The sequence below is a fragment of the Selenomonas sp. oral taxon 920 genome, assembly GCF_001717585.1.
GTDB lineage: Bacteria > Bacillota > Negativicutes > Selenomonadales > Selenomonadaceae > Centipeda.
In genome coordinates this window covers 1,495,688-1,522,613 of the sequence record NZ_CP017042.1, presented here as the reverse complement: position 1 = coordinate 1,522,613, position 26,926 = coordinate 1,495,688, and the positions used below count along the sequence as shown (strand labels likewise).

The 26,926-nt window shown below is 56.0% G+C and carries 26 protein-coding genes; 18 read left to right on the top strand and 8 right to left on the bottom strand.

The features are described 5' to 3' along the window. Positions 1 to 76 precede the first annotated feature (76 nt). From pheS to BCS37_RS07270, 3 genes are read left to right on the top strand one after another with little or no spacing between them, the layout of a single operon-like run. Positions 77 to 1,105, top strand: a complete 1,029-nt coding sequence (pheS, locus tag BCS37_RS07280) for a phenylalanine--tRNA ligase subunit alpha (protein ID WP_069181572.1) — start codon at positions 77 to 79, stop codon at positions 1,103 to 1,105. A gap of 12 nt (positions 1,106 to 1,117) precedes the next feature. Continuing rightward, positions 1,118 to 3,553: a phenylalanine--tRNA ligase subunit beta gene (pheT, locus tag BCS37_RS07275; protein WP_069180827.1), complete on the top strand. Its 2,436-nt coding sequence runs from the start codon at positions 1,118 to 1,120 to the stop codon at positions 3,551 to 3,553. A 15-nt stretch (positions 3,554 to 3,568) separates the two neighbouring features. Next, on the top strand, positions 3,569 to 3,826 hold the full coding sequence (locus BCS37_RS07270) for a cell division protein ZapA (RefSeq protein WP_069180826.1): 258 nt from the start codon (positions 3,569 to 3,571) through the stop codon (positions 3,824 to 3,826). Positions 3,827 to 3,879: 53 nt separating this feature from the next. On the opposite strand, the gene BCS37_RS07265 is transcribed toward BCS37_RS07270, so the two are convergent. From BCS37_RS07265 to BCS37_RS07255, 3 genes are read right to left on the bottom strand one after another with little or no spacing between them, the layout of a single operon-like run. Then, positions 3,880 to 4,683, bottom strand: coding sequence for a TonB family protein (locus tag BCS37_RS07265; protein ID WP_069180825.1), 804 nt, complete (start codon positions 4,681 to 4,683; stop codon positions 3,880 to 3,882). Positions 4,684 to 4,687: 4 nt separating this feature from the next. Then, complete coding sequence (locus tag BCS37_RS07260) at positions 4,688 to 5,095, bottom strand: ExbD/TolR family protein (protein ID WP_069180824.1); 408 nt, start codon at positions 5,093 to 5,095, stop codon at positions 4,688 to 4,690. After that, entirely contained in the window at positions 5,095 to 5,715 is a 621-nt protein-coding gene (locus BCS37_RS07255; RefSeq protein ID WP_069180823.1) for a MotA/TolQ/ExbB proton channel family protein, read from the bottom strand. Before BCS37_RS07255 ends, BCS37_RS07260 begins: the two co-directional genes overlap by 1 nt. A gap of 368 nt (positions 5,716 to 6,083) precedes the next feature. Here BCS37_RS07255 and BCS37_RS07250 point away from each other — a divergent pair, with 368 nt between their 5' ends. Genes BCS37_RS07250 through BCS37_RS07230 form a run of 5 tightly spaced genes read left to right on the top strand, consistent with a single transcriptional unit; the run spans position 6,084 to position 10,416 of the window. After that, a complete protein-coding gene (locus tag BCS37_RS07250) occupies positions 6,084 to 7,232 on the top strand; it encodes a PIN/TRAM domain-containing protein (protein ID WP_069180822.1) in 1,149 nt (382 codons plus the stop codon). A 16-nt stretch (positions 7,233 to 7,248) separates the two neighbouring features. Beyond that, positions 7,249 to 8,019: a 2-C-methyl-D-erythritol 4-phosphate cytidylyltransferase gene (ispD, locus tag BCS37_RS07245; protein ID WP_069180821.1), complete on the top strand. Its 771-nt coding sequence runs from the start codon at positions 7,249 to 7,251 to the stop codon at positions 8,017 to 8,019. Next, positions 8,016 to 8,492, top strand: a complete 477-nt coding sequence (gene ispF, locus BCS37_RS07240) for a 2-C-methyl-D-erythritol 2,4-cyclodiphosphate synthase (protein ID WP_069180820.1) — start codon at positions 8,016 to 8,018, stop codon at positions 8,490 to 8,492. Before ispD ends, ispF begins: the two co-directional genes overlap by 4 nt. A 14-nt stretch (positions 8,493 to 8,506) precedes the next feature. Then, positions 8,507 to 9,451: a nitronate monooxygenase gene (locus tag BCS37_RS07235; RefSeq protein ID WP_069180819.1), complete on the top strand. Its 945-nt coding sequence runs from the start codon at positions 8,507 to 8,509 to the stop codon at positions 9,449 to 9,451. Between the two features lie 44 nt (positions 9,452 to 9,495). Next, a complete protein-coding gene (locus BCS37_RS07230) occupies positions 9,496 to 10,416 on the top strand; it encodes a hypothetical protein (RefSeq protein WP_069180818.1) in 921 nt (306 codons plus the stop codon). 22 nt (positions 10,417 to 10,438) lie between these two features. On the opposite strand, the gene BCS37_RS07225 is transcribed toward BCS37_RS07230, so the two are convergent. Continuing rightward, positions 10,439 to 12,229, bottom strand: coding sequence for a nicotinate-nucleotide--dimethylbenzimidazole phosphoribosyltransferase (locus BCS37_RS07225; protein ID WP_069180817.1), 1,791 nt, complete (start codon positions 12,227 to 12,229; stop codon positions 10,439 to 10,441). Continuing rightward, positions 12,226 to 14,415, bottom strand: coding sequence for a Tex family protein (locus BCS37_RS07220; protein ID WP_069180816.1), 2,190 nt, complete (start codon positions 14,413 to 14,415; stop codon positions 12,226 to 12,228). The genes BCS37_RS07225 and BCS37_RS07220 overlap by 4 nt, the downstream gene beginning before the upstream one ends. A gap of 187 nt (positions 14,416 to 14,602) precedes the next feature. Here BCS37_RS07220 and BCS37_RS07215 point away from each other — a divergent pair, with 187 nt between their 5' ends. Then, positions 14,603 to 15,055, top strand: coding sequence for a Fur family transcriptional regulator (locus tag BCS37_RS07215; RefSeq protein ID WP_069181571.1), 453 nt, complete (start codon positions 14,603 to 14,605; stop codon positions 15,053 to 15,055). 66 nt (positions 15,056 to 15,121) lie between these two features. On the opposite strand, the gene speD is transcribed toward BCS37_RS07215, so the two are convergent. Beyond that, complete coding sequence (gene speD, locus BCS37_RS07210) at positions 15,122 to 15,580, bottom strand: S-adenosylmethionine decarboxylase (RefSeq protein ID WP_069180815.1); 459 nt, start codon at positions 15,578 to 15,580, stop codon at positions 15,122 to 15,124. Positions 15,581 to 15,828: 248 nt separating this feature from the next. Here speD and BCS37_RS07205 point away from each other — a divergent pair, with 248 nt between their 5' ends. The 9 genes from BCS37_RS07205 (at position 15,829) to BCS37_RS07165 (ending at position 25,662) form a co-directional block, all read left to right on the top strand. Continuing rightward, positions 15,829 to 16,863, top strand: a complete 1,035-nt coding sequence (locus BCS37_RS07205) for a rod shape-determining protein (protein WP_069180814.1) — start codon at positions 15,829 to 15,831, stop codon at positions 16,861 to 16,863. Beyond that, on the top strand, positions 16,860 to 17,801 hold the full coding sequence (gene mreC / locus BCS37_RS07200; RefSeq protein WP_069180813.1) for a rod shape-determining protein MreC: 942 nt from the start codon (positions 16,860 to 16,862) through the stop codon (positions 17,799 to 17,801). The genes BCS37_RS07205 and mreC overlap by 4 nt, the downstream gene beginning before the upstream one ends. After that, positions 17,798 to 18,295 (top strand): rod shape-determining protein MreD, encoded by a 498-nt coding sequence (gene mreD / locus BCS37_RS07195; RefSeq protein ID WP_069180812.1) that lies wholly within the window; start codon positions 17,798 to 17,800, stop codon positions 18,293 to 18,295. Before mreC ends, mreD begins: the two co-directional genes overlap by 4 nt. A 21-nt stretch (positions 18,296 to 18,316) precedes the next feature. After that, positions 18,317 to 20,107, top strand: coding sequence for a penicillin-binding protein 2 (gene mrdA, locus BCS37_RS07190; protein ID WP_069180811.1), 1,791 nt, complete (start codon positions 18,317 to 18,319; stop codon positions 20,105 to 20,107). 9 nt (positions 20,108 to 20,116) lie between these two features. Then, positions 20,117 to 20,767, top strand: a complete 651-nt coding sequence (gene minC / locus BCS37_RS07185) for a septum site-determining protein MinC (protein WP_069180810.1) — start codon at positions 20,117 to 20,119, stop codon at positions 20,765 to 20,767. A gap of 9 nt (positions 20,768 to 20,776) precedes the next feature. Further along, complete coding sequence (minD, locus tag BCS37_RS07180) at positions 20,777 to 21,571, top strand: septum site-determining protein MinD (RefSeq protein ID WP_069180809.1); 795 nt, start codon at positions 20,777 to 20,779, stop codon at positions 21,569 to 21,571. Positions 21,572 to 21,583: 12 nt separating this feature from the next. Next, entirely contained in the window at positions 21,584 to 21,868 is a 285-nt protein-coding gene (gene minE, locus BCS37_RS07175; RefSeq protein ID WP_069180808.1) for a cell division topological specificity factor MinE, read from the top strand. Further along, complete coding sequence (rodA, locus tag BCS37_RS07170; protein ID WP_069180807.1) at positions 21,865 to 22,971, top strand: rod shape-determining protein RodA; 1,107 nt, start codon at positions 21,865 to 21,867, stop codon at positions 22,969 to 22,971. Before minE ends, rodA begins: the two co-directional genes overlap by 4 nt. 81 nt (positions 22,972 to 23,052) lie before the next feature. Then, on the top strand, positions 23,053 to 25,662 hold the full coding sequence (locus BCS37_RS07165; protein WP_069180806.1) for a TIGR03960 family B12-binding radical SAM protein: 2,610 nt from the start codon (positions 23,053 to 23,055) through the stop codon (positions 25,660 to 25,662). 177 nt (positions 25,663 to 25,839) lie between these two features. On the opposite strand, the gene BCS37_RS07160 is transcribed toward BCS37_RS07165, so the two are convergent. After that, positions 25,840 to 26,184 (bottom strand): hypothetical protein, encoded by a 345-nt coding sequence (locus BCS37_RS07160; RefSeq protein WP_069180805.1) that lies wholly within the window; start codon positions 26,182 to 26,184, stop codon positions 25,840 to 25,842. Between the two features lie 233 nt (positions 26,185 to 26,417). Continuing rightward, positions 26,418 to 26,897 (bottom strand): hypothetical protein, encoded by a 480-nt coding sequence (locus BCS37_RS07155; RefSeq protein WP_069180804.1) that lies wholly within the window; start codon positions 26,895 to 26,897, stop codon positions 26,418 to 26,420. Between the last annotated feature and the right edge of the window lie 29 nt (positions 26,898 to 26,926).

The window sequence follows — 26,926 nt, the reverse complement described above, 5'->3', positions numbered from 1 at the left end:
GCATTGGTATTTTTATGAAATGAACGGAACGAATGCGCAGAAATACTATGATTTCGTGCACATGCAGGAGGACGATATGGACGAGAAGATCAGAGAACTCACAGAACGAGCCCGCGCTGCGATTGCGGATACGGCAGAGAGCCTCAGCGAACTCAACGCTGTTCGTGTAAAATTTTTCGGAAAAAAGGGAGAGATGACGGCCCTCCTGCGGACGATGAGCGCACTCGCACAGGAAGAGCGTCCGCGCATCGGCAAGATTGTCAACGAGGCACGTGCCGAGATCGAGGAGCTGCTCGCAGCGAAGTCCGAGGAACTGGCACAGCGGGAACTTGCGGCAAAGATTGCCGCCGAGCAGATCGACGTGACACTGCCGGGGCGCACAGCACCTGTGGGGCATCTGCATCCGCTTACGATCACGCTGAATCGCATTCAGAAGATCTTCCTGCAGATGGGCTTCACAATCGAGGAAGGTCCTGAGATCGAGAGCGACTATTTCAACTTCGAGGCACTGAATCTGCCGAAGGATCATCCCGCGCGCGACATGCAGGACTCGTTTTATATCACGGAGGACATCCTCCTGCGCTCCCAGACCTCACCCGTACAGGCGCGCACGATGCAGAAGAACGAGCCGAACGCGCCGATCCGCATGATCGCGCCCGGCCGCGTCTATCGCCGCGACTCCTACGATGCGACGCACTCGCCGATGTTCACGCAGGTCGAGGGGCTTGTGATCGACAAGGGGATCTCCTTTGCCGATCTGAAGGGCACGCTCGAGCTCTGCCTGCATCAGCTCTTCGATGCGGATGCAAAAGTTCGGTTCCGTCCGAGCTTCTTCCCGTTCACAGAGCCGTCAACCGAGGTCGATATCTCCTGCTCCGCCTGTCACGGTGCGGGCTGCCGTGTGTGCAAGGGGACGGGTTGGCTCGAGATTCTCGGCGCGGGCATGGTGCACCCGAACGTTCTGCGCATGAGCGGCTACGATCCAACGCAGGTGTCGGGGTTTGCCTTTGGCATGGGCGTTGAGCGTATTGCCATGCTCGCCTATGGCGTAGATGATCTGCGCCTGTTCTATGACAATGACGTACGGTTCTTACAGCAATTCTAAGGAGGCGGGACAATGCAGGTTTCTATCAAATGGCTGAAAGACTATGTAGATATTGACGAGACGGCAGAACAAATTGCAGACCGCCTCACGATGGCGGGTGTTCCCGTGGAGCACATCGTCCGCGCGGACGAGGGCTTGGAGAAGGTTATCACGGGGCGCATTGAGAAGATTACACCACATCCGGACTCCGATCACCTGCTCGTCTGCCAGCTGAATATCGGCAGGGAGGAGCTGCTCCAGATTGTGACGGGCGCAGCCAATGTACGCGAGGGGCATGTGGTTCCTGTTGCTCTGGTCGGGTCCGTCCTGCCGGGCGGCAAGAAGATCTCAAAGGGAAAGCTGCGCGGCATCTCCTCGAACGGCATGATGTGCTCGGCAGGGGAGCTTGCGATGGACATTGAGGGACTGCCCGATGAGCAGGTGAACGGCATCTACATTCTGCCGGATGATACGCCCGTCGGGATTCCCGCCGCTCAGGCACTGGGACTTGATGATGTTGTGCTCGAGTTTGAGCTGACGGCGAACCGTGCGGACTGTTTCAGTGTTGTCGGCATTGCACGCGAGATTGCGGCGCTGACGGGAAAGGAACTGCGCTTCCCGACGATTGAGGTGAAGGAAACAGCACCGGAGAACGCTGCCGAACTCGTCCATATCGGTATTGCGGCAGAGGAACTATGCCGCCGTTTTTCCGCACGTGTACTGCGCGATGTAAAGATTGCACCTGCGCCCGCGTGGATGGCAGATCGTCTGCGTGGGGCGGGGATTCGTTCCATCAACAATGTGGTCGATGTGACGAACTTCGTCATGCTCGAACTCGGACAGCCGCTCCACGCATACGACTATGACGCCGTTGCAGGGCATAGTCTCACCGCACGTCGTGCACATGCGGGTGAGAACCTGCACACACTGGATGATTCGAGCCGTACTGCTGTTGGGGATGAGCTTGTCATTGCCGACAGCGAGAAACCCGCGGGGCTCGCGGGCATTATGGGCGGCCTCGAGTCTGAGATCACAGAGGGGACGCGCTCGGTCATCCTTGAGGCGGCATCCTTCCACGGCCCGACGATTCGCCGTACAGCGCGCCGCATCGGTCTGCACTCCGAGTCCTCGGGCAGGTTTGAGCGCGGTGTGGACGAGACGGAGACCGTACGCGCGGTGACACGCGCAGCGCAGCTGCTTGTGGAAATGGGAGCGTGTACAGCAGCAAAGGGCGTGATCGACGTCTATCCGACCCATCGGGTGCCAACCGTCATTGAGTTCAGTGCGCGTGATGTTCGGGAGCGTATCGGTGCCAATATTCCCGGTGACTGGATGGTGTCTGCGCTCCGCTCACTCGGCTTCCTTGTCGAGGAGAAGGAACTCGAGGTCTACCGCACCGTCGTGCCCTCGTGGCGCGGTGATGTGACCATGATGGAGGACATCTCCGAGGAGGTCGCGCGCCTCTACGGCTATGACAACATCGCTGCGCGACTCCCGAAGGGTGCCGTACAGCAGGGCAGGATGAGTGAACGGCAGGACTTCATCGAGCTCATGCGCGGGACACTCGCCGCACTCGGCATGACAGAGGAACTTTCGTTCAGCTTTACAAGTGAAAAAACACTGGATAAACTCGGTGTTCCTGCGGACAGTGAACTTCGTCAGGCGATTCCCATCATGAATCCGCTCACGGACGAGTATCCGCTCATCCGTACAACCCTCCTCACGAGCGTGCTTGAGAATGCGTCGCGCAATGTCGCACGCAAGAACATGGATCTGCGGCTCTTCGATATCGCGCCCGTATTCTTCCCGAAGGCACTGCCCATCACGGAACTTGCCGACGAGAAGCTCATGGTCGCGGGACTCATCACGGGGCGGCGCAATCCAATCGCGTGGGATACGGACAATGCGATGGTGGATTTCTATGATCTGAAGGGGATTGTGGAACGCTTCCTCACGGCGATCGGTGTAAGCAAATATACTGTAGAGCGTGGTGAACACTTCGCCATGCACCCAGGCAAGACGGCACTGTTCAAAAAGGGCCGTGACGTGATTGCGATCCTTGGCGAGATTCATCCGAGCGTTGCCGCGAATTTCGACATCCCACAGAGCGTCTGCGTCTTTGAGATGGAGGTTGACACACTCCTGCGCTACCGCAAGAAGCGCAGTGCGATTGCGGCGCTGCCGAAGTATCCGGCATCAACGAGAGATCTTGCTGTTCTCGTGGACGCAGGACTTACTACGGCGGAGATTGAGCGCGTCATCGCGAAGAAGGGCGGCAAGTTCTTCCGTGGTGCGACCCTCTTCGATGTGTATACAGGAAAGCAGGTCGAAAGCGGAAAGAAGAGCATGGCATTCCACTTACATTTTCAATCCGACGACAAGACCTTGACGGATGAGGAAGTGGATGCGGCGTTTGCCGATATTCTCGCGGCAGCGCAGAGTCAACTCCACGCGCAGCTGCGTGCATAAGAGGCGGTGAGAGCCATGGCAGAAGAAAAAAAGCAGCCCCAGCGGGTTGTGATTGAGATGTTTGGACAGACCTATCAGCTCAAGACGGATGAACCCGAGCGGCTCAAGCGGCTGGCGGCAGAGAGTGACCGCCGGATCAAGGAGATGTCGAAGAAGGTGCGCAGCTTCGATGTGCAGCGGATTGCTGCGCTCACGGTTCTGCAGATGGTGGACGACTACGAGCAGCTGCAGCGGGACTATGACGAGCTTGTGCAGCTGCTTGAGGAAAAATAATCGCAATCAAAAAGCTGTGATGGAATTTTCCATCACAGCTTTTTGATTGGGTGTTATCGAATACTGAAATTCACGTTTGTTGTGACCGATACCGTTGCGCCGGTGGGATTCGGGTAACTGCCAACAGCGTATGCCGCTGCAACTGCTGCGTCATCGAGCATTCCGTGTCCTGAGGAGGAGGCGACTGATACACTCGTAATCGCCCCCGAAGCGCTGATTGTCGTAACAATCGTCGTTGTTCCCTCGAGATGACGTTTCATCGCCATGTAGGGGTACTCCTTGTTTGCATTGACTGCTGCCCAGAAGCCTTCTTTATCAAACGGAACATTGCCCGTTCCGGAGACATTGCCGTCGCCCGAGCCTTGACCCGCACCAGAGCCGGAACCTGTGCCCCGTCCGTCACCCGTACCGTCGCCGCTGCCCGTTCCTGCACCTGCACCTGTACCGCTTCCACTGCCGTCGCCGCTGCCCGAGGACGAGCCCGTGCTCGCAGAGGGCGGAGCGGAGGAATCTGAGGTTGTGGACGAGGATGCTGCCTGCGGAACGGTGACAGCATCTTGTATCGGTGTGACGGCCTCCGTCGGCGTCACGGGTGGAATTGTTTGCTGCACCGTCTCGACGCGTTTTGCGACCTCCTCCGCCTTGAGCGGCTCAGGGAAGAGGTTTTCGGAAGAACTCCCGCCGCCCTCGTGTCCGCTGCCCTGACTAAAATCAGAGGCTTGAAGATCGATCTCGTAGACTTGCTGCTCCTTTTCGGCAACCACTACGGCAAGGCCGACAGCGAGCAGAAGAAAAATTACAAAGTGGATGGCGGCAGAGACGATATAGGCCTTTCTCCATGAGAGATGTTGCTCCATATATCTATCCCTTCTGTTCTGCAGCTATCGAGAGCTTTTTTACCCCCGCTCCTTTGAGCATATCCATCACGGCAACCACCTGCCCGTGTGCCGTGCGCTTGTCCGCCTGCAGGACGACCGCTGCATTCGGGTTCTCCTCCATGTGGCGCTTCATGATTGCCGCCGACTCCGTGATGCTCACGGGATTGTTGTCAATCGTGATATGCCCCTGCTCGTCGATCGTCATGATAATCGGGAGCTGTGCCGGAGCGGTCGCACTCTGCGCCTGCGGCAGCTGGACAGCGAGTGCCTTCTGCGCAACCGTCTGGAGACTGTTCATCATGAAGAAAACAAGCAGGAAGAAGATGATGTCGATCATCGGGATAATCATGAATTCCGGCTTTTTCTTCATGCGGTGATTGTTAAAATTCATTACGCATCCCAGCTTTCTTTCTTTGCCGTGACGATCGTTGCACAGAGACGCTCCGTATCTGTCACAATTGTGTCGAGCTGATGGCTGAAATAGGTGTAGACACAGAATGCAATGATCGCAACGCACAGACCTGATGCAGTAGCGACAAGTGCCTCACCGACACCACCCGTAATCGCAGCTGCGCCGCCGCCCGCATCGAGCACGCTGAATGTCTGGATCATGCCTGTGACCGTACCGAGAAGTCCAAGCAGCGGAGCGATCGTGACGATCGCGCTCAGATAGTCGAGATAACGGCGGAAGTTGATCGACTCCATCGACATGCGGTCGGAGAATGAGCTCTTCATCGAGGTCTCCGTGGATGCGTTCTCCATACCGCTTTCAATGATGCGGGCAATCGCGGAGGGGAATTCCTTGCAGAGCTTGTCGACTGTGTCAAAGTCCTTCTGCACGGCGGCGTGATAGACTCCGTGGAAGAATACGCGCGAACCCTTGCGGTTGAGACGGTAGTAGTAGAACCGCTCCACCGCAATCGCAATCGTGATGAGCGAGAGAATCAAAAGGGGATACATGACCAGCCCTCCGCTGTGAAAGAGGTGGACTGCGCTTTCAAAACCTGACATAAGATGAACTCCTTTGTATAGATTAGAACATTATGCGCATACCAAGGCGGTAGATGCGCCCGTCAACATGAATGGTGGAGGATCGCCGCTGCAGATACGAACGGTTTAGCAGCCTGCGCTGCCCATAACCATCCAGATCATCTGCCCTGCGGTGCGTGCGTTCGAGAGGGCTATGGGGGATATATGACAAAGAGAGAGTGAACACGATTATCATTATAGTCAAAAAGATATAGATGTCAAGAGTAAAATTCACTTTTCGCACACTCTGTTTTGACAATGCGAATTTTTTTTATTATACTGAACAAAGCTGAGAAGGAAGGGATACGTTTCCTTTTTTCGACCATAAATATATGAAAGGAGGTGAATCTTTGTTATTTGATCGCATCTTACGTTTTTTTATTGTGCTCATCATGGCGATTGTGGGCGGAACACTCTTCGAACTCATGATTCCGACGGTGAGCGGCTGTTTCTCGGAACCATATTGGCATGTTGAACTCGGTGTGCTCGGACTCTCGCTTGCAGGACTTCTGTGCATTCTCTTCGGCGCAATTCTCGGCGGCATCATCGGTTACCCGCTGGCGCCGTTCTTTACGGGGCGTCTCCGACGACTTTCCGTTTGGGTGGAGGGACAGCTGGGCAAGATGCCGACACGCGATGTGATCGCAGGGGCAATCGGTCTTTTTATCGGACTTATCATTGCGCGCCTTCTGGGCGATGCGTTTTCTATGATCCCGATTGTCGGCGATTACATTCCCATCGTGTTCAGTATTGTGCTTGGCTATCTCGGCGTTCACATCATGGTGCGGAAACAGGAGGAGCTCGCAGCTGTATTTGACTTTATCCCGCGGTTTTTGCGCGATATGTCGCGCATGCGTGAGGCACGTGTTCCTGCGCAGAATCCAATGCCTACCGCGCAGGAGGATCGGCAGTACAAGCTGCTCGATACGAGCGTTATCATCGACGGGCGCATTGCGGACATCTGTGAGACGGGCTTTCTGGAGGGGACGCTTCTCATTCCGGTCTTTGTCCTCGAGGAGCTGCAGCACATTGCGGATTCGCCGGACTCCTTGAAGCGCGTGCGCGGGCGCCGTGGTCTTGACATTCTGCAGAAGATCCGCAAGGAATCGCGCATGAAGGTAGAGGTTACCGAGGCGGATTTCGAGGACATTACTGAGGTGGATTCGAAGCTGCTGCAGCTCGCACAGGAGATCGGCGGCAAGATCATCACGAATGATTTCAACCTGAACAAGGTGGCGCAGCTGCGCGGTGTTCCTGTGCTCAACATCAACGCGCTCTCGAACGCGGTGAAGCCGGTCGCCATTCCCGGTGATCTCATGACAGTGCAGATTGTCCGCCCGGGCAAGGAGCACGGACAGGGGCTTGCCTATCTCGATGACGGAACAATGATTGTTGTGGACGGTGGATTCCGCTGCATGAACGAGGTCGTGACCGTGGAGGTGACATCGGCGCTTCAGACGGCAGCAGGACGCATGATCTTTGCCAAGCTGACGCGTTGAACGGATGGAGGATCGGATGGTTAGTGTGGTTTTTCCCGCAGCGGGACAGGCACATCGGATGCAGGCGGGGCTGAACAAGGTCTTTTTGACGCTTGCCGGAAAGCCGATGCTTTTGCGGACGCTGCTCACGTTTTCCAAAGTGCCCGAGGTGGGGGAGCTGATCGTTGCCGTCGGTGCAGATGAGGTGGACGCGGTACACGGACTCCTCAGCCGCGTGAAGGGACTCGCTCCGTGGCGTGTGGTCGAGGGCGGCACGGAGCGGCAGTACTCCATACGCAACGGGCTTGCGCTTGTCTCGGAGGAGGCGGACATCATCCTTGTGCACGACGCGGCGCGCCCGCTGATCCGGCGTGAGACGATCGAGGAGCTGATTCGCGTCGTACGTGCGGAGGGGGCGGCAATTGTCGCTGTGCCGGAGAAGAACACGATCAAGATTGCCGCAGAGGACGGCGTGGTTGTCTCGACACCGCCGCGCCGTACGCTTTGGCAGGTGCAGACGCCGCAGGGCTTTCGCAAGGAAATTCTGCTTGAGGCGAATCGGCACGCCGATGAGGATGGCTTTCTTGGGACGGATGATGCGAGCCTTGTGGAGCGTATCGGTGTTCCCGTACACATTGTCAAGGGAGAGTACAGCAATATCAAGGTGACAACGCCCGAGGACATGGTGGTTGCGGAGGCGATCCTGCGCAACGACATGGGGGCGGGCGAGCTGATGAAAACCGCCGTGCATGAGGCAAAGCGACTCCTTGGCGGCGTGGTGCGTCGGCGCAGGGGGGATGGAGAATGACGCGGTTCGGGATTGGCTACGATGTGCATCGGCTTGTGGAAGGGCGAAAGCTCATTCTCGGCGGTGTGGAAGTGCCGTATGAAAAGGGACTGCTTGGGCATTCGGATGCCGATGTGCTCCTGCATGCCATTTCTGACGCCCTGCTCGGCGCAGCGGCACTTGGTGATATTGGAAAGCATTTTCCTGATACGGATGAGCGTTTTCGCGGTGCGGACAGCGGCAAGCTTCTCGCGGAGGCGGCGCGTCTCGTGCGTGCGGAGGGCTATACCATCGGCAATGTGGATGCGAGCATCGTGGCGCAGGCACCGAAGCTTCAGCCGTATATTCAAGAGATGCGTGAGAATATCGCACGGATGATCGAGATATCTGTTGGTGATATCAACGTCAAGGCGACAACGGAAGAGCGGCTCGGATTTACGGGCAGCGGAGAAGGGATGTCTGCCTATGCCGTTGCCGGCATAGAGCGTGTGTAATAGGAGGTAATAACGTGGCAAATCAGCTGAAGGAACTCTTGGGGATCGAGGTCCCTATTCTGCAGGGCGGTATGGCGTGGATCTCGGAGGCAAATCTTGCCTCGGCGGTCTCCAATGCAGGCGGTGCAGGCATCATCTCAACGGGCGGACGCACGACGGAGTACACGCGTGACGAGATTCGCCGCTGCCGTACGCTGACGGATCGGCCGTTCGGCGTCAACGTTATGCTCATGGCTCCGAATAAGGACGAGATTGTGGATGTGATCTGTGCGGAAAAGCCGGCGTTTGTGACGCTCGGCGCGGGCAATCCCGTACCGTACTTTGAGAAGCTTCACGCGGCGGGGGTAAAGGTCATTCCCGTTGTGCCGAGCGTGAAGCTCGCCAAGCGCGTGGAGGAAAAGGGGGCAGACGCGATCGTTGTGGAGGGTATGGAGGCCGGCGGTCACATCGGCGTGCTCTCGACTCTGCCGCTGATGGAGCAGGTCATCCCCGAGGTAAAGCTCCCCGTCGTTATGGCAGGCGGATTCGGCGACGGACGCGGTCTTGCGGCGGCGCTTCTTATGGGAGCAGCGGGCATCCAGATGGGGACGCGCTTCCTCGTTGCCGAGGAGTGCGTTGTGCACGACAACATGAAGGCCAAGCTGATTGAGGCGGTGGATACGGACACGATTGTCACGGGGTTCACTATCGGCGGATCGGTACGCGGTGTCAAGAATAAGTTTGCGGAGGATTTCGTTGCGCTTGAGCTCTCGGGTAAGGCGACGAAGCAGGAACTGCTCGACCGTGCAACGGGGACGAACAAGCTCGCCGCCGTGGACGGTGATGTCGTCAACGGAATGGTGCAGGCGGGCGAGACGCTGACCCTTCTGCGTGAGATTGAGCCGGTCAAGACCATTGTGGAGCGCATTGTGCGCGAGGCACGTGAGACGCTGGCAAACGCGGCGAAGATTGAGGTTTAAGGAAGCGCTGATGGATCGGCTTCCTTCAGGGGGAATGCAGGGGAATGGGAACCGACGAACTGACACGGCTTCATGAGCTCGCGAAGCGGGTCACGCTTCTCGAAAAGATGGTACTGCGTCAGCAGAGTCGCATTGACGAGCTGGCGGAACAGCTGGAAGATGTCGAGCGTCGTGCAGCTGCAGCACCGCGGCGCAAAGTGCCGCAGCAGGAAGACGAAGACGTTGCGGCAGAGGAAAACAGCACAGCACAGCGTGCCGTTCCCTCCGTGAGCGACCTGCTCGACGAGGAACTGAAGCGCGATCTGTCACGTGCCTATACGGGATCGGATGCAGCTCCGCCCGTGAAAGCGCCGGAGAGGCCGCAGGGCAAGCCGATGAATGCGATGGAGCGTGCAGCGGGCAGCTACGCGCGGGCAACGGGCGGAAAAGAGCCTGTACCCAGTGATCGCGTTAAACAAAACGAAGCCGCGCGAAAAAAGACCGCTGAGGCGGCGCTCGATCAGATTCCCGTGCACGAACTGCGCGAGCGAACACCCGCCGAGCGTGCAGCGGACTATATGCATGATTACAATGCGCTTTACAATGTCGTGGGGACGATGTTCCAGAAGAAGAAAGCACAGGACGATTTCATAAAGCTCTACGAGGTGCAGGGAATGCGCTGCACGAATATGCAGCTGCGCCTTAGTCGTCCCGAACTGGAACCTCGATTCGTCGCGGTTACGCCGACACGCGATGCCGATTTCTGGGGCATGCCGCTCGGCAACGGTCTCTTTGCCGTTGTGCCAAATCCATTTCTCGTTTACGGCGAGGAGATGCATATGGCGGGCGGCATGCGCGAGGCGTTCAACTCGAACTATCGCGCGGGAAACACGTATGGCCGCTTCATTGTCAAGGAAACGGCGACCTTTCAGTTCGGTACGATTGGCAAGGTATTTAAGAGGGGACAGCTTGAAGTGGCGCTCTAAAAAAATAAGGCAGGATCCTGCCTTATTTTTTTGCCGTTTCGCGGATCTGCCGTCCTGCCCCTGCGCCGTCGATGGCGACAGCAACGCCGGTCTCGGTGAAGGTTTTCATATCGTTCACAACATGGAGAGCGGCACGTACGATCTCGGTGCCGAGGATTCCCGCAATGCCTGCGGTCAGCTCTGTATCAATGGTGAGCAGATCAGGCAGAACGTGAAGAATGTAGGGGCAGAGAGCAGGGGATTTTTTTTCTGCCGTGCGTGCCATGTGATCTGTCTGTCCGTCACCGGGGAGGATCAGACTGCCGCCCGCTGCCGCACCGTGCAGTGCCGCACCGAGTGCTTGTGAGACGGTGGGCCGCTCCTCTGTTTCATATGTGCCGAGGATGAGGAGCGGATACCTGTGAGCAATGGTGTACGCCATATCATATATGTCTGTGTTCGTATCACGGGATACAATACGGACAGGGATGTTTGCCGCTTTCGTCAGTGCACTGAGAATCCGTGTGAGATCGGCGGGGAGTTCTTTGCCGTCTGTGATCAGGAGAAATGCTGTCTGTACATTGAGAGGCGGACGCTCACAGCCCATTATGCCCGCAAGCTGTACGGCAATTCGTTCGAGACAGCCGAGACTGTGAATGGGCTTGGCGAGGTTGTCGAGACGGTACTGGCAGACATCCATAATAGATTGGATGGGGGGGGCAGGAGAAGCTGATATTGCGCTATGACAGACTGCCTCGTCTGCAGGGAAGGGGGAGCGGGCTATGAGAGGTGGAAGGGACGGATCGACAGACGCATCCACTGCCTCCCATATTGCCAACATCTGTCCCAGCATGCGCAGCGCAATCGACGAGCCCGCCGCCTCACTCAGACGGATGTCGAGACGCAGCATGGGCGTTAGCCCGAGGCGGTGCAGCGCGTGTGGGTGGGAGTGTTCCGTCAGCGAGGAGTGCGACGCGAGGATGTAGTGTACGCAGCTTGGTGCAAGGGATTGTGCGATCAATGCTGCCGATGTCGTATTTGCACCGTCGAGGACAACGAGCATACGCCGCGCAGCAGCACCGAGAATCAGCCCTGCGATGCAGCCGAGCTCGAACCCTCCCACCTTAGCCAATACGTCTAAGGCATCATGCGGGTCAGGGCAGTTGACCGCGAGTGTACGGCGGACGATCTCGATCTTATGCGCGAGCCGCGCGTCGGAGATGTTCGCGCCGCGTCCCGTGACCTCTTCGGCGCTCAGCCCGAGGAATGCCGCAACAATGGCGGCACTCGAGGTTGTGTTGGAGATCCCCATCTCGCCGGGCAGAATACAGCCGTCGCCCGCATCGGCACGCACATTTGCGAGCGCAATGCCCGTTTCGATGGACTGTATTGCCTGCGCGCGTGTCATGGCAGGCCCTTTTGTCATATTCGCCGTGCCGCGTGCAACGCTGTAGTGCAGCAGTCCCGGAATGTCGGCACATTCCATATTCACGCCGAGATCGGCAACGATGAGTGCGGCGTTTGCGTAGTTTGCTGCTGCATTTGCCGCCGCACCGTGCGCGATGAGATAGTTGCGCATCATGTTCTGCGTCGTCTCGGGCGGATAGGCACTGACGCTTTCGGCAGCAACGCCGTGGTCGGCGCAGGAGATGATGATGCTCGTCTGCGGGGGTGCGGGATGGCGCTCGCCTGTGATGCGAATGTATTTGAGCAGAGCGGGGGTCAGCCGTCCGAAATCCTCCCTCATCTGCTCCTTCTGTGCACGATTTACGGCATCAGCAATCATACCATCAGGAACGGTGATGGCAGATATCGTTTGTTCGAGCAGATTCATGCGCGCGCCTTTTCTTTTTCCATGCGTTTCAAAGAGAGGCCGATGCGCCCGCGTGCCTCGTCAATGCTGATGATCATAACGTCGAGGGCATCGCCGACAGCGAGCACGTCAAGCGGGTGACGCACGCGGTGATGGCTCATCTCGGAGATGTGGAGCAGCCCCGCCTGTTTCAGACCGATGTCAATGAACGCGCCGAAATCTGTAATATTGCGGACGGTACCGGGCAGGATGGTACCGACGGCGAGGTCGGAGAGCTTCACGATGTTCTGCCGCGTGAGCGGTGCGGGCAGATCCTCACGCGGGTCGCGTCCGGGGCGTGCGATTGCCTTCAATATATCTGTGACCGTCGGCACACCTGCGCCGAGTTTTTTCGCAAGGGATGCCGCCTCGGTCTGTGCCGTTTTGAGTGCGAGGGCGGGGAGCTTTGTTCGGTCGTGCAGATCCTCCTCCGATGCGCCAAGCTCCGTGAGAATGGAGCGTGCAAGCTCGTAGGATTCAGGATGGATGGCGGTGCTGTCGAGAGGGGTCTCCCCGTCGTAGATGCGCAGGAAGCCTGCACACTGGGTAAAGGCGGCATCACCGAGACGTGAAACGCTGAGCAGTGCCTTGCGGCTTGCAAAGCGCCCGTGTTTATTGCGGTAGGCAACGATGTTCTTCGCAATGGCTGAGTTGATGCCCGCAATCCGATTCAGCAGGGCAGGGGAGGCGGTGTTGAGATCGACGCCAACGTGGTTCACGGCATCCTCAACGGTTGCATCCAGTGTCTCTTTGAGCTCTTTCTGGCTGACATCGTGCTGGTACTGTCCGACACCGATCGCCTGCGGGTCGATCTTGACGAGTTCTGCGAGTGGATCCTGTACGCGCCGTGCGATGGAGACTGCACCGCGAATCGTGACATCATAGTCGGGCAGTTCTTCCTTAGCGAGCTGTGAGGCGGAGTAGACGGAGGCACCTGCTTCGTTTGTAATGAGATAGTGCACATCCTTTAGATTGTTGTCTCGAATCAGCGCGGCGACGAATTGCTCTGTTTCGTAGGATGCCGTTCCGTTGCCGATGGAGATGAGGGTGACGCCGTGCGCCTTGATGAGCCGCAGCAGACTCTGCGCCGCAGTCTTGCGCTCGCCGTCACTCCTCGTGAGCTGAATCACACCGCTCGCACGGACGTTGCCCGTTGCGTCGACAAGAGCCACCTTGCAGCCCGTGCGGTAACCAGGATCAAGCCCCAGAACCGTATGTCCGGCAAGCGGCGGCTGCAGGAGGAGTTGACGGAGATTGTGTCCGAATACGGCAATCGCTTTCTCTTCAGCGGCCTCAGTCAATTGGGTGCGGAGTTCGCGTTCCAGTGCGGGAACGAGCAGACGCTTGTAGCCGTCCTCAATCGCCGCGTGCAGCTCGTCCGCAAAGATCGATGGGCGTGCATAAATACGCTTGTAGATCCATTCGATATTGGCATCGTGATTGACGACAATGCGGACGGAGAGACAGCCTTTTTTCTCGCCGCGATTGATTGCGAGAATGCGATGTGAGGGAAGTGTGCGGAGGGGCTCACTATAGCCGTCGTACATCTGAAACACCTGTGCATCTTCTGCTTCGGCATCGAGTGCAGTCTCGAGAACGGCGTTCTTCCAAAATTTCTCGCGCATCAGGCGACGCAGCTCCGCGTCATCCATGATGGTCTCTGCGAGGATGTCGCGAGCCCCTGCAAGTGCGTCGGCCGCACTCGGCACCTCTTGCTCTGGGTTTACATAGGGAGCTGCGATATCCTCGGGTGCTCCTTTTGTCTCTCGTTGGAGCAGCATCGTATTTGCCAGTCCTTCCAATCCCCGCTCACGTGCGACGGAGGCACGCGTGCGCTTTTTTTGCTTGTAGGGGCGGTAGAGATCTTCGAGGGTTTGAAGTTTTTCGGCTGCCTCGATAGATGTGCGCAGTTCATCTGTCAGCTTGCCCTGTTCCTCGATGCGTGCGAGGATCTCCTCCTGCCGTTTGACGAGGCTGCGCAGATACGTGAGACGTGTCTCCACTTGGCGCAGTGTCTCGTCATCAAGAGAGCCGGTCGCCTCCTTGCGGTAGCGTGCGATGAAGGGGATCGTGTTGCCGTCATCGAGCAGTGTGATGACGGATTCGACCTGCTGCGGACGGATGGAGAGTTCGCCCGCAATCGCGGCTGGGATATCGGAAATACGCATGGGATCAACCCTTTCTTTCTGTTTCAGTGCCCCCATTATAGCATGATTTTTGAACAGCGCAAAAGTAAAGGAAAGATTTCTGTCAAAGGAATATGACAGGACTATTGACAGGAGTTTTCGGATAGAGTATTATGATACATAAATAATAATGATTTTAGTTTTGGAAACATGAGAAGTAGGAATGATTATGCGAGAACAGATGATGCTGACACTGAATGAGGTTACGGATATCCTCCGACAGAACAAGAAGAAGGTGACACCGCAGCGGCTCGCCGTCTATGCGGCGCTTGCTGCGACGAAGGAGCATCCGACGGCGGAGACGCTTTACAAGGAGCTGCGTCCAAACTATCCGACGATGAGCCTTGCTACGGTCTATAAGTCGCTCGACGCATTCTGCGAGATTGGCATCGTGCGCGAACTGAACGTGGGTGAGGAGGCATTCCGCTACGATGCGGACATCTCTGCACATCCACACGTCCGCTGCATCGCCTGTGACAAGGTGGCAGATGTCCCCATCGCCTCTTTGCCCTCGCTCGATAAGAATGTGGCATCGGTCACAGGCTACCGCATTGTTTCGCAGCAGATGTATTTCTTCGGCTATTGCCCTGAGTGCCAGCGGGTACATGAGGTACAAAACTGATATAGAATGATTGCATTAAAAAAGTGATATGCGCTGAGAAGTCAGCGCATATCACTTTTTTAATTTTTATCCGCGGTTGCGCCGCGCGAGGATACGGATGACCTTTGCGCCCGTGCTCTTGATCTTGCGGATAGGGGCGACGCGCGTTGTCGTCTTGGGGCGAATCTCGGCGGGGGAGCGGAAGTCGCCGCGCCGGAGATGTGTGCTCTTCGTCTTTTCGGGTTGGAATGCCTTGCGCAAGACGTGCGCAATTGGGTCGAGTTCGGCATCCTCTGCACAGAGATAAATGTCGAGTGAAACATGACGAAGCTCGGGGTGGACATGAATCGCCAGATGTCCGTCCGGCAGAAGTGCCATTAGGGAGATGTGACCGCTCTCCTGCACATCTGTAATGATCTGCAGGGGGACGAAGTCCAGTTCCGTGAGGGCTTTGGAGACCTTGGTGCGAAGTGCGTTCTCATCGCTGCACTTTTCGGCTTTGCAATTATAAAAATCCACAGTCAGCAGCCTTGATTGAATGTCCATTCGCTTCCGTCTCCTTCTACAGTGCACAGTCATGTTTTCATTATAGAGGAAAGACCTTCCGCCGTCAAGGAAGATAGCCATAACGTCCTAACAGAATAAAAAGCGATGCAAAGAGCACTGCATATCGTAAAATCTCATGGAAAAATAAGTTTGCTTATGCTATACTGGTTCTGCACGTCTTATGGGCAGTGCATATGGAATTATAGAACGTTAGACATCGCAGTTGATGGAAGGAGACTCCTCTTACAATGTTTGGTCTTTTTGGTGGAAATGATATGGGGATTGACCTCGGTACGGCGAACACATTGGTGCATGTCAAGGGGCGCGGAATCGTTCTGCGCGAGCCGTCCGTTGTTGCGATAAAGAGTGATTCCGGAGATGTGCTTGCCGTTGGTGAGGAGGCCAAGCAGATGATCGGACGTACGCCCGGCAACATTGTTGCCATTCGTCCGATGAAGGACGGCGTAATCGCAGACTTCGACGTGACGCAGGCAATGCTCAAATACTTCATCCGCAAGGCAATGCGGTCGAAATCGTTTGTGCGTCCGCGCGTTGTGGTCGGTGTTCCATCCGGCGTGACGGAGGTCGAAAAGCGAGCGGTCATTGATGCGGCGCAGCAGGCAGGTGCGCGTGAGGCGTATCTGATCGAGGAGCCGATGGCGGCCGCGATTGGTGCGGGGCTTCCAGTGGAGGAGGCAACGGGCAGTATGGTCGTCGATATCGGCGGCGGCACAACAGAGATTGCCGTCATCTCTCTCGGCGGTATCGTGACGAGCCGCTCCATCCGCATCGGCGGCGATGAGATGGACTCTTCGATTGTGCAGTACATCAAACGTATGTATAACCTCATGATCGGCGAGCGCACGGCGGAGGAGGTCAAGATCACGATCGGAACGGCGATTGTGACGCCCGATACGGATCGTACGATGGATATTCGCGGACGTGACCTTGTGAGCGGTCTGCCCAAGACGCTGACAATCCATGCGAAGGAGATCCGTGAGGCGCTGAATGAGCCGATCTACAAGATCATTGATGCCGTTAAGGGCACCCTCGAAAAGACACCGCCGGAGCTTGCAGCGGATGTCATGGATCATGGCATTATGATGACGGGCGGCGGTGCGCTCCTCATGAATCTGGATAAGCTCCTTTCGCACGAAACGGGCATGCCCGTGCTCGTGTCCGAGGAGGCACTTTCCTGCGTCGGCGAGGGGACGGGGCGTACGCTTGAGAACATCGGGCTGCTCAAGAGTGTTGTCATGTCCTCGAAGAAATTGAAGCAATGATTGATCGAATTGGACGAGCAAGAAAGTCGGGGCGCAAAATCTGGGCTCTGCTTTTTGTCCTGCTCGCTCTCTTCTGCATCATCTTCTTTGCTGCACGCGGGCGCTTTCAGGCGACTGCGTCGACGAGTACGGTTGGAACGGTGCTTGCCCCCTTTGAGATGGCATTTTCCTATGGGGGGCAGCAGATTCAGCATATGACGTCGAATCTGTGGGAAATCGCCACGGTGCACGAGCAGAATAAAATGCTCAAAAATGAGATTGAGCAGCTGCGTCAGCAGAATACGATGGCAGAGGAATATGCGGCAGAGAATGTGCGTCTGCGCGAGCTCTTGGCGTACAAGCAGGCAGCGCATCAGTTTGATCTCCTTGCGGCGCGTGTCATTGGGCGGGATGCAGCTCTCTGGACGAGTACGATCGTGGTAGATCGCGGCTCAAAGGACGGGGTACGTGAGAATATGCCCGTGGTCACGGGCAAGGGACTTGTGGGGCGCGTGACGGAGGTTGCTCCGCTCTCGTCCAAGGTGCAGCTCATTCTCGATGTTCGCTCCTCGGTGGGGACGTTGGTGCAGCGTTCAGAATCACGCGTGACGGGCATTGTTACGGGGACGATGGACAACCCCTATATGCCGCAGATGGTGAACATCCCGCGCAACGCAGATGTGCAGGACGGTGATGTCGTCATCACGTCCGGCTTCGGCGGGATCTATCCGAAAGGCATTCCCGTAGGGCACATTGTCTCGCAGCGCAGCGATGACACGGGGCTTCTGAAGGTCGCGCTCATTGAGACAGCCGTGGATTTTCAGCGTCTCGAAGATGTAGCGATCATCACGGCATCGCGTGAGGCTCCTCCCGCGCCGATTCAGCCCGCGCCGCTCAGTCCGGGGGCGGCTGCGGCGGCACAGTTCTCTGCGGAACAGGCAAAGGCGGCGGGGAAGTGAAGAGATATAAGTTCTTTTTCGTGTTTTTTATCGCTCTGTTTGTGCTGCAGTTTTCGTTTTTGCCGCTGATTGCCGTCTATGGGATTGTGCCGGATCTGCTTCTCCTCGCGACGGTTTCCTATGCATTCCTGCGCGGCAGTGTATGGGGCGGCTTTATCGGATTTGCACTGGGGCTGATGGAAGATCTCAGTATGGGGGCGTTCTTTGGCTTAAACGCCTTTACACTGACTTTGATCGGGCTCTTTTTCGGGCGGTTTTCGGATCGCGTGTTCAAGGAACAGTTCTTTCTGCCGATTACGGCGTCGGTCGCAGCAACTTTTGCCAAATATGTGATTTCAGCGCTGCTTGTGTATCTGCTCGGGTATCACTTCAATCTGTTCCTGCACATGGGGCGTGTGCTTTTTATCCTGCTCCTGTTCCAGCTGATCTTTGCGTATCCGATTCACTGGGCAACATTTCAACTGGACAAACGTGTACGTGATCCGAAGCGATAAGGAGATTTTCGGAGTAAACTTGTGAACGAACATGAAGATTTCAGCGGACGCCTGCAATTCCTGAGCTTTGTGATTGTGCTCATCATCGCCGTTCTGATCGGGCGGGCGGGCTATCTGCAAGTCTATGACGGTGAGCTCTATGCACGTCTGGCCGAGGGCAACCGAATCCGCATCATACCGGCGGAGGCGGCACGCGGGACATTCTATGACCGGAACGGCAAACTCCTCGTGACGAACCGTCCCGGCTTTGCCGTTTCGCTGCTCCCCTTGACGGAGCCAATCTCGCCCGAAGTAATTGCGCGCGTATCTAAGCTGATCCATGTACCTGTGGATGAAATTCAACGCAAGATCGACGCGCACGTCGGTTTTGACCCCATCCGCATCAAGAGCGATGTACTGCCGGATATTGTCACGATCATTGAAGAGCAGAAGGATGACTACCCAGGCGTTGTGATCGAGGTTCTGCCGATTCGTGATTATATTTATGGAGAGTATGCGGCGCATGTATTCGGCTATGTGAGTGAGATCAACGAGGAGGAACTGGAGCGGCGCAAGGACGAGGGGTACAAGTCCGGCTACATCATCGGCAAGTTTGGCCTGGAGCGCATCTATGACAAGGATGTGCGCGGCATCAACGGCGGCGATCAGGTGGAGGTGGATGTGTCCGGACGTCCGATCCAGCTGCTCGGCCGTCAGTCACCCGTGCCGGGGCATGATCTCATCCTGACAATCGACAAGGATATTCAGGAAGCGGCAGAGCAGGCGGTGGATGCGCAGCTTGCTGCGGTGCACGCACATGCGGCGGCGGCAGTGGTTATGAATCCGCAGACGGGCGAAGTGCTCGCGATGGTCAGCCGCCCCGCGTTCAACCCAAATCTCTTCGCGGGCGGCATCTCGACGCAGAATTGGAATGTCCTGAACAACAACCCCTATCACCCAATGGACAACAAGGCGATTACGGGCGAATATCCGCCCGGCTCGACGTTCAAAATTGTGACGGGCACGGCGGCACTCGCAGAGCATAAGGTGACACCGCAGGAGAAGATATTTGACTCCGGACAGCACTGGATCATTCCCAAGACCAACGCGGGCGGCGAGGCACTTGGCTGGATCAGCTTTCAGGAGGCAATGGCGCATTCGGACAACGTGTACTTCTACGAGATGGGCAATCGCCTCGGCGTTGACGCACTCGAGCGGTATGCGCGGATGTTCGGACTCGGCGCCCGCACGGGGATCGACCTTCCGTATGAGGCGGAGGGACTTGTACCGAACCGCAAGTACAAGGCGGACAACTACGAGGACGGCGAGTGGTATCTTTCGGAGACATTCGACGCGGCAATCGGGCAGGGGTTCAATCTTGTGACACCCTTGCAGGCAGCAATGGTCATGGGAGAGGTTGCGGCGAACGGTAAGCGCTATCAGCCCCATCTTGTACAGCGCATTGTGGATGTAAATGGAAATACGGTACGCGAGGTTCAGCCGAAACTGCTCTCGGAACTTGATGTGGATCCATCTGTCCTGCGCCGCGTACAGGACGGGCTGCACCAAGTGACGAAGATCGGAACGGCGGCGGGCGTATTCGCCGGATTTCCGATTGATATTGCGGGCAAGACGGGTACGGCGGAAAATTCACAAGGGCGTGACCACGGATGGTTCGTGGCGTACGGACCCTATGTGAATCCGAACATTGTCGTGGCAGTCATTGTGGAACAGGGTGGTTTTGGTTCACTGTCGGCGGTGCCGATCGGACGAAAGATCATGGAGGCTGCCTTCCATCTGAACCGCGTGCCGCAGAGTGTAGGGAACAAGTGAGGGACGGAAATGAGCGAGGATAAGATCAAGATCAAAGGGGAAAACGGCGGGCTCATGCTCGGCTTCCCCCCCGATATGGCCTTTTCGGAGATCATGGCGGAACTGGGGGGAAAGCTGGACTCGGGCTCAGGCTTTTTCCTTCGCGGAACGCTTGTGCGCGTTCCGCGGGATCGCTTCTCGAAGGAAGAACTCGCAGAGATGCAGGAGCTCTTTCGAACACACGGGCTGATCTGCCGTCTGGCAAAGCCGGAGCCTGTCGCCCCGCCGCCTGCTCCTGCAGAGACACAATCCGCTCCGCCGCAGCCGCAGGAGGGAGCGGATACGCCGGAACTGCAGCGTATGCTTGTCGTTGACAAGACGCTGCGCGGCGGACAGGCGATTGAGACAGAGGGCTCCGTCATTGTCTTTGGCAATGTCAACCCCGGCGCGCAGATTACGGCGGGCGGCAGTGTGGATATTCGCGGTACCTGCCGCGGCGTGGTGCACGCGGGGGCCGCGGGGGATTCGACAGCATTTATCATAGCCGATCATCTGATGCCGACGCAGATTCGCATCGCGAACTATGTCGCGCGTCCGCCGGATGACTTGGAGGACGCAGGCAAGGCAGAGCGTGCCTATGTCAGGGATGGTCAGATTATCATTGAGCCAATAGAGAGGTAGGTTCGAAATATGAGTGAGATCTATGTGGTGACGTCGGGCAAAGGAGGCGTTGGAAAGACAACGACGACAGCGAATCTGGGCGTTGGCTTTGCCATGCGCGGCAAGAGCGTTGTCCTCATCGACACGGATACGGGGCTTCGGAATCTCGATCTCCTGCTTGGACTCGAGAATCGCATTATGTACGATTTGGTCGATGTGACCTCCGGGCGCGTGCCGTACAAGAAGGCGCTCGTCCGCCACAAGAAGTATGACTCGCTCTTTCTTCTGCCGACTTCACAGGTCAAGGATAAGAGCGCGGTGAATCCAGAGGAGCTTGCAGTGCTCTGTGAGGAGCTGCGTCGTTCCTACGACGTCATCATCATCGACTGCCCCGCAGGCATCGAGCAGGGCTTTAAGACGGCAATCGCCGCAGCCGATACGGCGATCGTTGTGACGATGCCTGAGATCTCGGCGGTGCGCGATGCAGATAAGATCATCGGCGAGCTTGGCCGCGCAGATAAGGATGACATCCGTCTCGTTGTCAACCGCATTCGTCCGAAGATGATTGAAAAGGGCGATATGCTTGACATGGACGATATCGACGAAATCCTTTCGGTCGTCTGCATCGGTCAGATTCCGGACGATGAGATGGTCGTGACGAGCACGAACCGCGGCGAGCCGTGCGTTACGATGCCGGACTCCCCTGCAGGGCAGGCGTACCTCGATGTGGTCGGGCGCCTCTGCGGTGAAGAAATTCCGTTCCGCGAGCTTGCAAAGGAAAGTCTCTGGGAGACGATCAAGGGCAAGCTCTTTGGAAGAAAGTAAGGAGGTTTTGGCGTGATTGAGGCACTGAAAAAGCTTCTCGGGAAAAAAGAAAGCTCCGGCGATGTAGCACGCCGCCGCCTCCAACTTGTCATCATCAACGATCGGGCAAATGTCTCTCCGGAGATCATGGACAATATGCGTGCAGAGATCATTCAGGTCATCTCAAAGTATATGTATATTGATACGCGTGAGATGGAATTCGCACTGGAGAACGAGAACGATACGATGGCGCTCGTCGTCAATATCCCCGTGGTCAGCGTGCAGCACGGCGGCAGCGATCTGCGGCGCCGGAGATGATCCTCTCGAAGCGGCTTCTACGCCGCACAGATCTGACCTTGATCGCAGCGGCTGCAGCAATTGTCATCATGAGCCTCGTCATCATCGGCAGTGCAACCCATGTCAATACGCCGAGCGAGGAGCGCTACTGGTTCGTTCAGCGGCAGGGCATCTCCATTCTCGTGGACATTGCGTTTGCGGCATTCCTGATGAACTTTGACTACAAAATACTGCAGCGCTACGGCAATCACTTTTACGTGTTCAATTTGATCCTCCTGATTCTCGTTATGCTGGTCGGACAGACGGCGCTTGGCGCACAGCGGTGGATCGCACTCGGTCCCATCAGCATACAGCCCTCGGAGTTCTCAAAACTCATCATGATCATCGCGCTTGCCGCAATGATGGAAAAGCGTGGAAAGATGCGGTCGATCAGCGACCTTGCACCGATTGCAGGCTATGTTCTCGTCCCGTTCCTGCTCGTTCTGAAGCAGCCGGATCTCGGAACGTCGCTGGTCTTTCTCGCGATCTTCTTTGGCATGGTGTTCGTCGCGGGCATTCGCCTGCGGATTCTCTTCGGTATCTTCGGACTCGGACTTGCAGCGATGCCCGTACTCTGGCACTTTTTGAAGGATTATCAGAAGATGCGCATTATGGTCTTCATGGATCCGAATGTCGACCCGCTCGGTGCGGGCTACCATATCATCCAGTCGAAGATTGCGATTGGCTCCGGGCTGCTCTTCGGGAAGGGACTGTTCGGCGGGACGCAGAGTCAGCTGAACTTCCTGCCAGAGAACCACACGGACTTCATCTTCTCTGTTGTGGGGGAGGAACTTGGCTTCGTCGGCTGTGCCGTCCTGCTGCTCCTCTATCTCATTGTGCTCTGGCGCGGCATTCGAATTGCGCAGGATGCGAGTGACACCTTCGGCAGACTGCTCGCAGTCGGCATCACCTCGATGATTGCGTTCCACGTACTTGTCAATGTTGGGATGACGATGGGCATTATGCCTGTCACAGGCATCCCTCTGCCGCTGATGAGTTACGGTGTGAGCTCGCTCACAACGAATATCATGGCGATTGCGATCCTGCTGAACATTCAGCTGCGGCGGCAAAAACTGTTGTTTTAGGAGTAATCATGGTGAGGCTGTTCGCCTTCGCGCGGCAGTCTCTTTTCTTTGCTGTGTGTATATGTGGGGGAATACGAAACAATGGTGCAGCTCGATCACAGGATCCTGCAGTCGGTACTGAAACCTGCGCGCTATACGGGCGGTGAATGGAATGCCGTGCGCAAGGACTGGACATCGGTCCAATGCAAATTTGCGCTTGCACTGCCCGATGTCTACGAGGTCGGGATGAGCAATCTTGGACTTGCCATTCTCTATGAGATTCTAAATCGCCGTGCAGAGATCGCAGCAGAGCGTGTCTATGCGCCGTGGGTCGACATGGAGGAGCAGATGCGCGCGCAGGGGATTCCTCTTTTTTCTCTGGAAAGCCGCCGCCCCATTGCGGACTTTGACTTCCTCGGATTCTCCCTGCAATACGAGATGATCTACTCGAATGTCCTCAATATGCTCGACCTCGCGGGGATCCCGCTCGATGCGAAGGCGCGCGGCGCAGATATGCCGTTCGTCGTGGGCGGCGGGCCATGTGTCTACAACGTCGAACCCATTGCGGAGTTCTTTGACTTCTTCGTGATTGGTGAGGGGGAGGAGGTTCTTCTCGAAATATGTGATGCATTCCTTGCATGGGATTCTGCAGGAAGAGAAGGCGGGCGCACAGGATTCCTCACTCGTCTGCTCGCGATTGACGGCATCTATGTGCCCGCGTTCTACGAGCCCGTCTATGACGCAGCGGGGAACTTTCGTGAACTGCACTCCCTGCATCCAGAGGCACGCCCCGTCATCTACAAACGCGTTGTGCGCGATATGAATGAAGCCATGTCCGTGGAACATCCGATCGTGCCCTATATGGACATTGTGCACAACCGCATGATGATGGAACTCTTTCGCGGCTGTTCGCGCGGCTGCCGCTTTTGTCAGGCGGGCATTGCCTACCGTCCCGCACGCGAGCGCACCGAGGAGCGCCTGCGGCAGATGGCGCACGGACTGGTGGAGAGCACAGGCTACGATGAGATGAGCCTAACCTCACTCTCCTCGGCGGACTACTCCTGTCTCGGACGACTTGTGGACGATCTGTTGGCGGACTACGCGGAAGAGAAACTCAGCTTCTCTCTGCCGTCGCTGCGCATTGACAGCTTCTCGATCGACCTTGCGCACCGCATGCAGCAGGTGCGCAAGTCGGGGCTCACCTTTGCGCCAGAAGCGGGTACACAGCGTCTGCGCGATGTCATCAACAAGGGAGTAACAGAGGAGAATCTGCTGACGGCATGCGGCGCAGCATTCCGTCATGGTTGGAAACAAGTGAAGCTCTACTTCATGATGGGGCTGCCGACGGAGACGGACGAGGACATTATCGGGATTGCACAGCTTGCGAAGAAGGTGGTTGATCTCTATACGCAGGTGCGTGGGCGGCGTGGGTGCAAGGTGACCGTCTCCGTCTCCTGCTTTGTACCAAAGCCCTATACACCGTTCCAGTGGTTCGGACAGCTGCCGATCGAGGAGTTTCAGCGGCGGCAGCAGCTGCTCAAGGAGCATATCACCGATCGCTCGATCACCTTTCACTACCATGACGCGCGCCTATCGGTGATCGAGGGGGTCTTTGCACGCGGCGACCGCCGCCTTGCGCCCGCACTATATGAGGCGTGGAAGAACGGGGCAAAGTTTGACGGTTGGTCGGATCTCTTCGACGACAGCCGTTATTTTGCCGCGTTTGAAACTTGCGGTATTGACTGGGAATACTACAGCCGCCGCACACGAATGATCGGCGAGCCGCTTCCGTGGGCACATACCTCACCCGGCGTGCTCGAGCGATTTCTGAAGTCCGAGTGGCAGAAAGCGCTTGCAGCATCCCTTACGGAGGACTGCCGCCGCACACACTGTACGGGCTGCGGTATCTGTCCGACGCTCGGCGTAGATGTGATCGACTATGCGAGGGACGAGAAGGAACGTGCGGACGCACCCGTTGAGCAGCGTGCTTCTGTGGCTGCTCCCTTAAACACTCCTGCAGATCACAGACTCTTCGTCTATCGCGGACTGATTACGAAGGGGGAGGAACTGCGCTACGTCTCTCATCTCGACTATGCAAACCTCTTTGTGCGCGCATGCAAGCGTGCGGGGCTGCCGATGGCGTACTCGGAGGGGTTCAACCCGCATATGAAGGTGGCGTTTGCGTCGGCACTCTCCCTTGGTGCGGCGAGTGATGCGGAGTATGTGGACTTCGAGATGACGGAGGCACTTTCGCCGAGTGTGGTTATGGAACGGCTCGGGGCGCATCTGCCTTGCGGAGCGCAGATCGTGCGCCTCAAGATGCTGACAGGAAAGCATAAGGCGCTGATGGCGGATGTAGACGAGGCTCGCTACCGCATTGCTGTCGCATATACAGGGGATCCGGAGACCGTGCGCGAGAGCGTACGATGCTACAATGCGGCGGAGAGCGCCGTGTGGCAGCGCGTGACACCGAAGAAGAAGCGTACGATAGAGACAAAGGCGTATGTAAAAACGCCCGTCTCCTTTGTATGGGAGAACGGACGTCTGATCTTTTGGATGAATCTTGTTGTCACGCCGGAGGGCAGCGTGAAGCCCATCGAGGTTCTGAGCGTAATGGCGCAGGATTTTGGGCTGCCTGTTGACCCAAATGAGGCATATGTGACGCGTACAGGATTGTTCGCAGACGGTGTGGCGCTGATCGACAGAGCATGATCTTTCCGCAGGAGAGGCTTCGCGGTCACCCTCCCTCCGTCTAGTTTCTGTCTCTCCATGTCCGGTTTTAGGAATCACTGATAAATTCAGCGTCATCATCTTGACATAACTTTTTCGTCCGCACATCAGCGGAAAAATCTGCGTTAATCTGACGGCCTTCATTTCATCAGCGATTTCTTAGATATTATCGGTCAAAGAGATTTTCGCTCCAGCAATTTCTATGGTGTCCCCAGAATTTAGTGTTATTATTAATTTTAATTGATCATTTGCACAGTTTTTTATTTCTTCTGATACAATGTATGTTCCTTTCCCCCATGGTTCTTTTAGTGACATAACAAAATATGAGGTGTTTTCAATAATAAGTTTTGCTCGTTCCCCCGAGTCTCTCAGAGGAGGGGACTTAGGTAAGATTAGAAATATAATTACATTTTTCCGGCCATATGAGATTTTTACGTCTTCTAATAATGAATCGTGTAAGTCTAGGTCTGAATTTTGAAAATCAGTTATATGAATTTGCTTCATTTGATTTGCATCCTTGTCTTTACCCGAGGTAAAGTTGAAGTGGTTCTTCGTGGGTCAGGTCCTCCATGCGATTGCAGGATTTGCTTGCAGGGAGTCTGATGTCGAACTCGAAGGTCTGACTCGTGGGCGGGATGGAACGCATCGTGAATTGTCCGCTCCGCCTGCCATTACGGCTTTGATTCGGTCTCCCTGAACATCGCCGACTAGTTTGACACGGACGGTCATGCGGCTATTTATATTCTTCCGTCCTGTATAATCAGACGTTTCCCCAGCAAATCATCTTCATGCGTAAATACAATCGTCCATCTCAGTGTTTCATTTGTGATATAAATATCCTCTGGGAAGAATTCTAGATGATCTAATAACAGATTATAATCGAGTTCTATCACATCCTTTTTATCAAATTTCCAGTAATCTTTTATGAAGATCCTATCTCTGGAATTATTATCCCAAAAAACAAATACTTGCTTTAAAAATTTGCGATACTCTTCAATCTGTGTTTCTCCAATATATGTTTCTGATTTTAAAAAATCCCATAAATATCCTTCATAACAAAATCCATCGGAAAACTCATACAGCTGTTCAATTCGTTCTTGATAACATTGTGCATGCGTATACGGATCTACAAATTTTTTTATATATAAGTTCCGATATCTTGCTGCTTCTCCTTTGCCTAATATACGAATATGGTTTTTAAATTTTTCTAGCTCCACGTTCTTGGCTGCCCCCCTGTATTCTTATT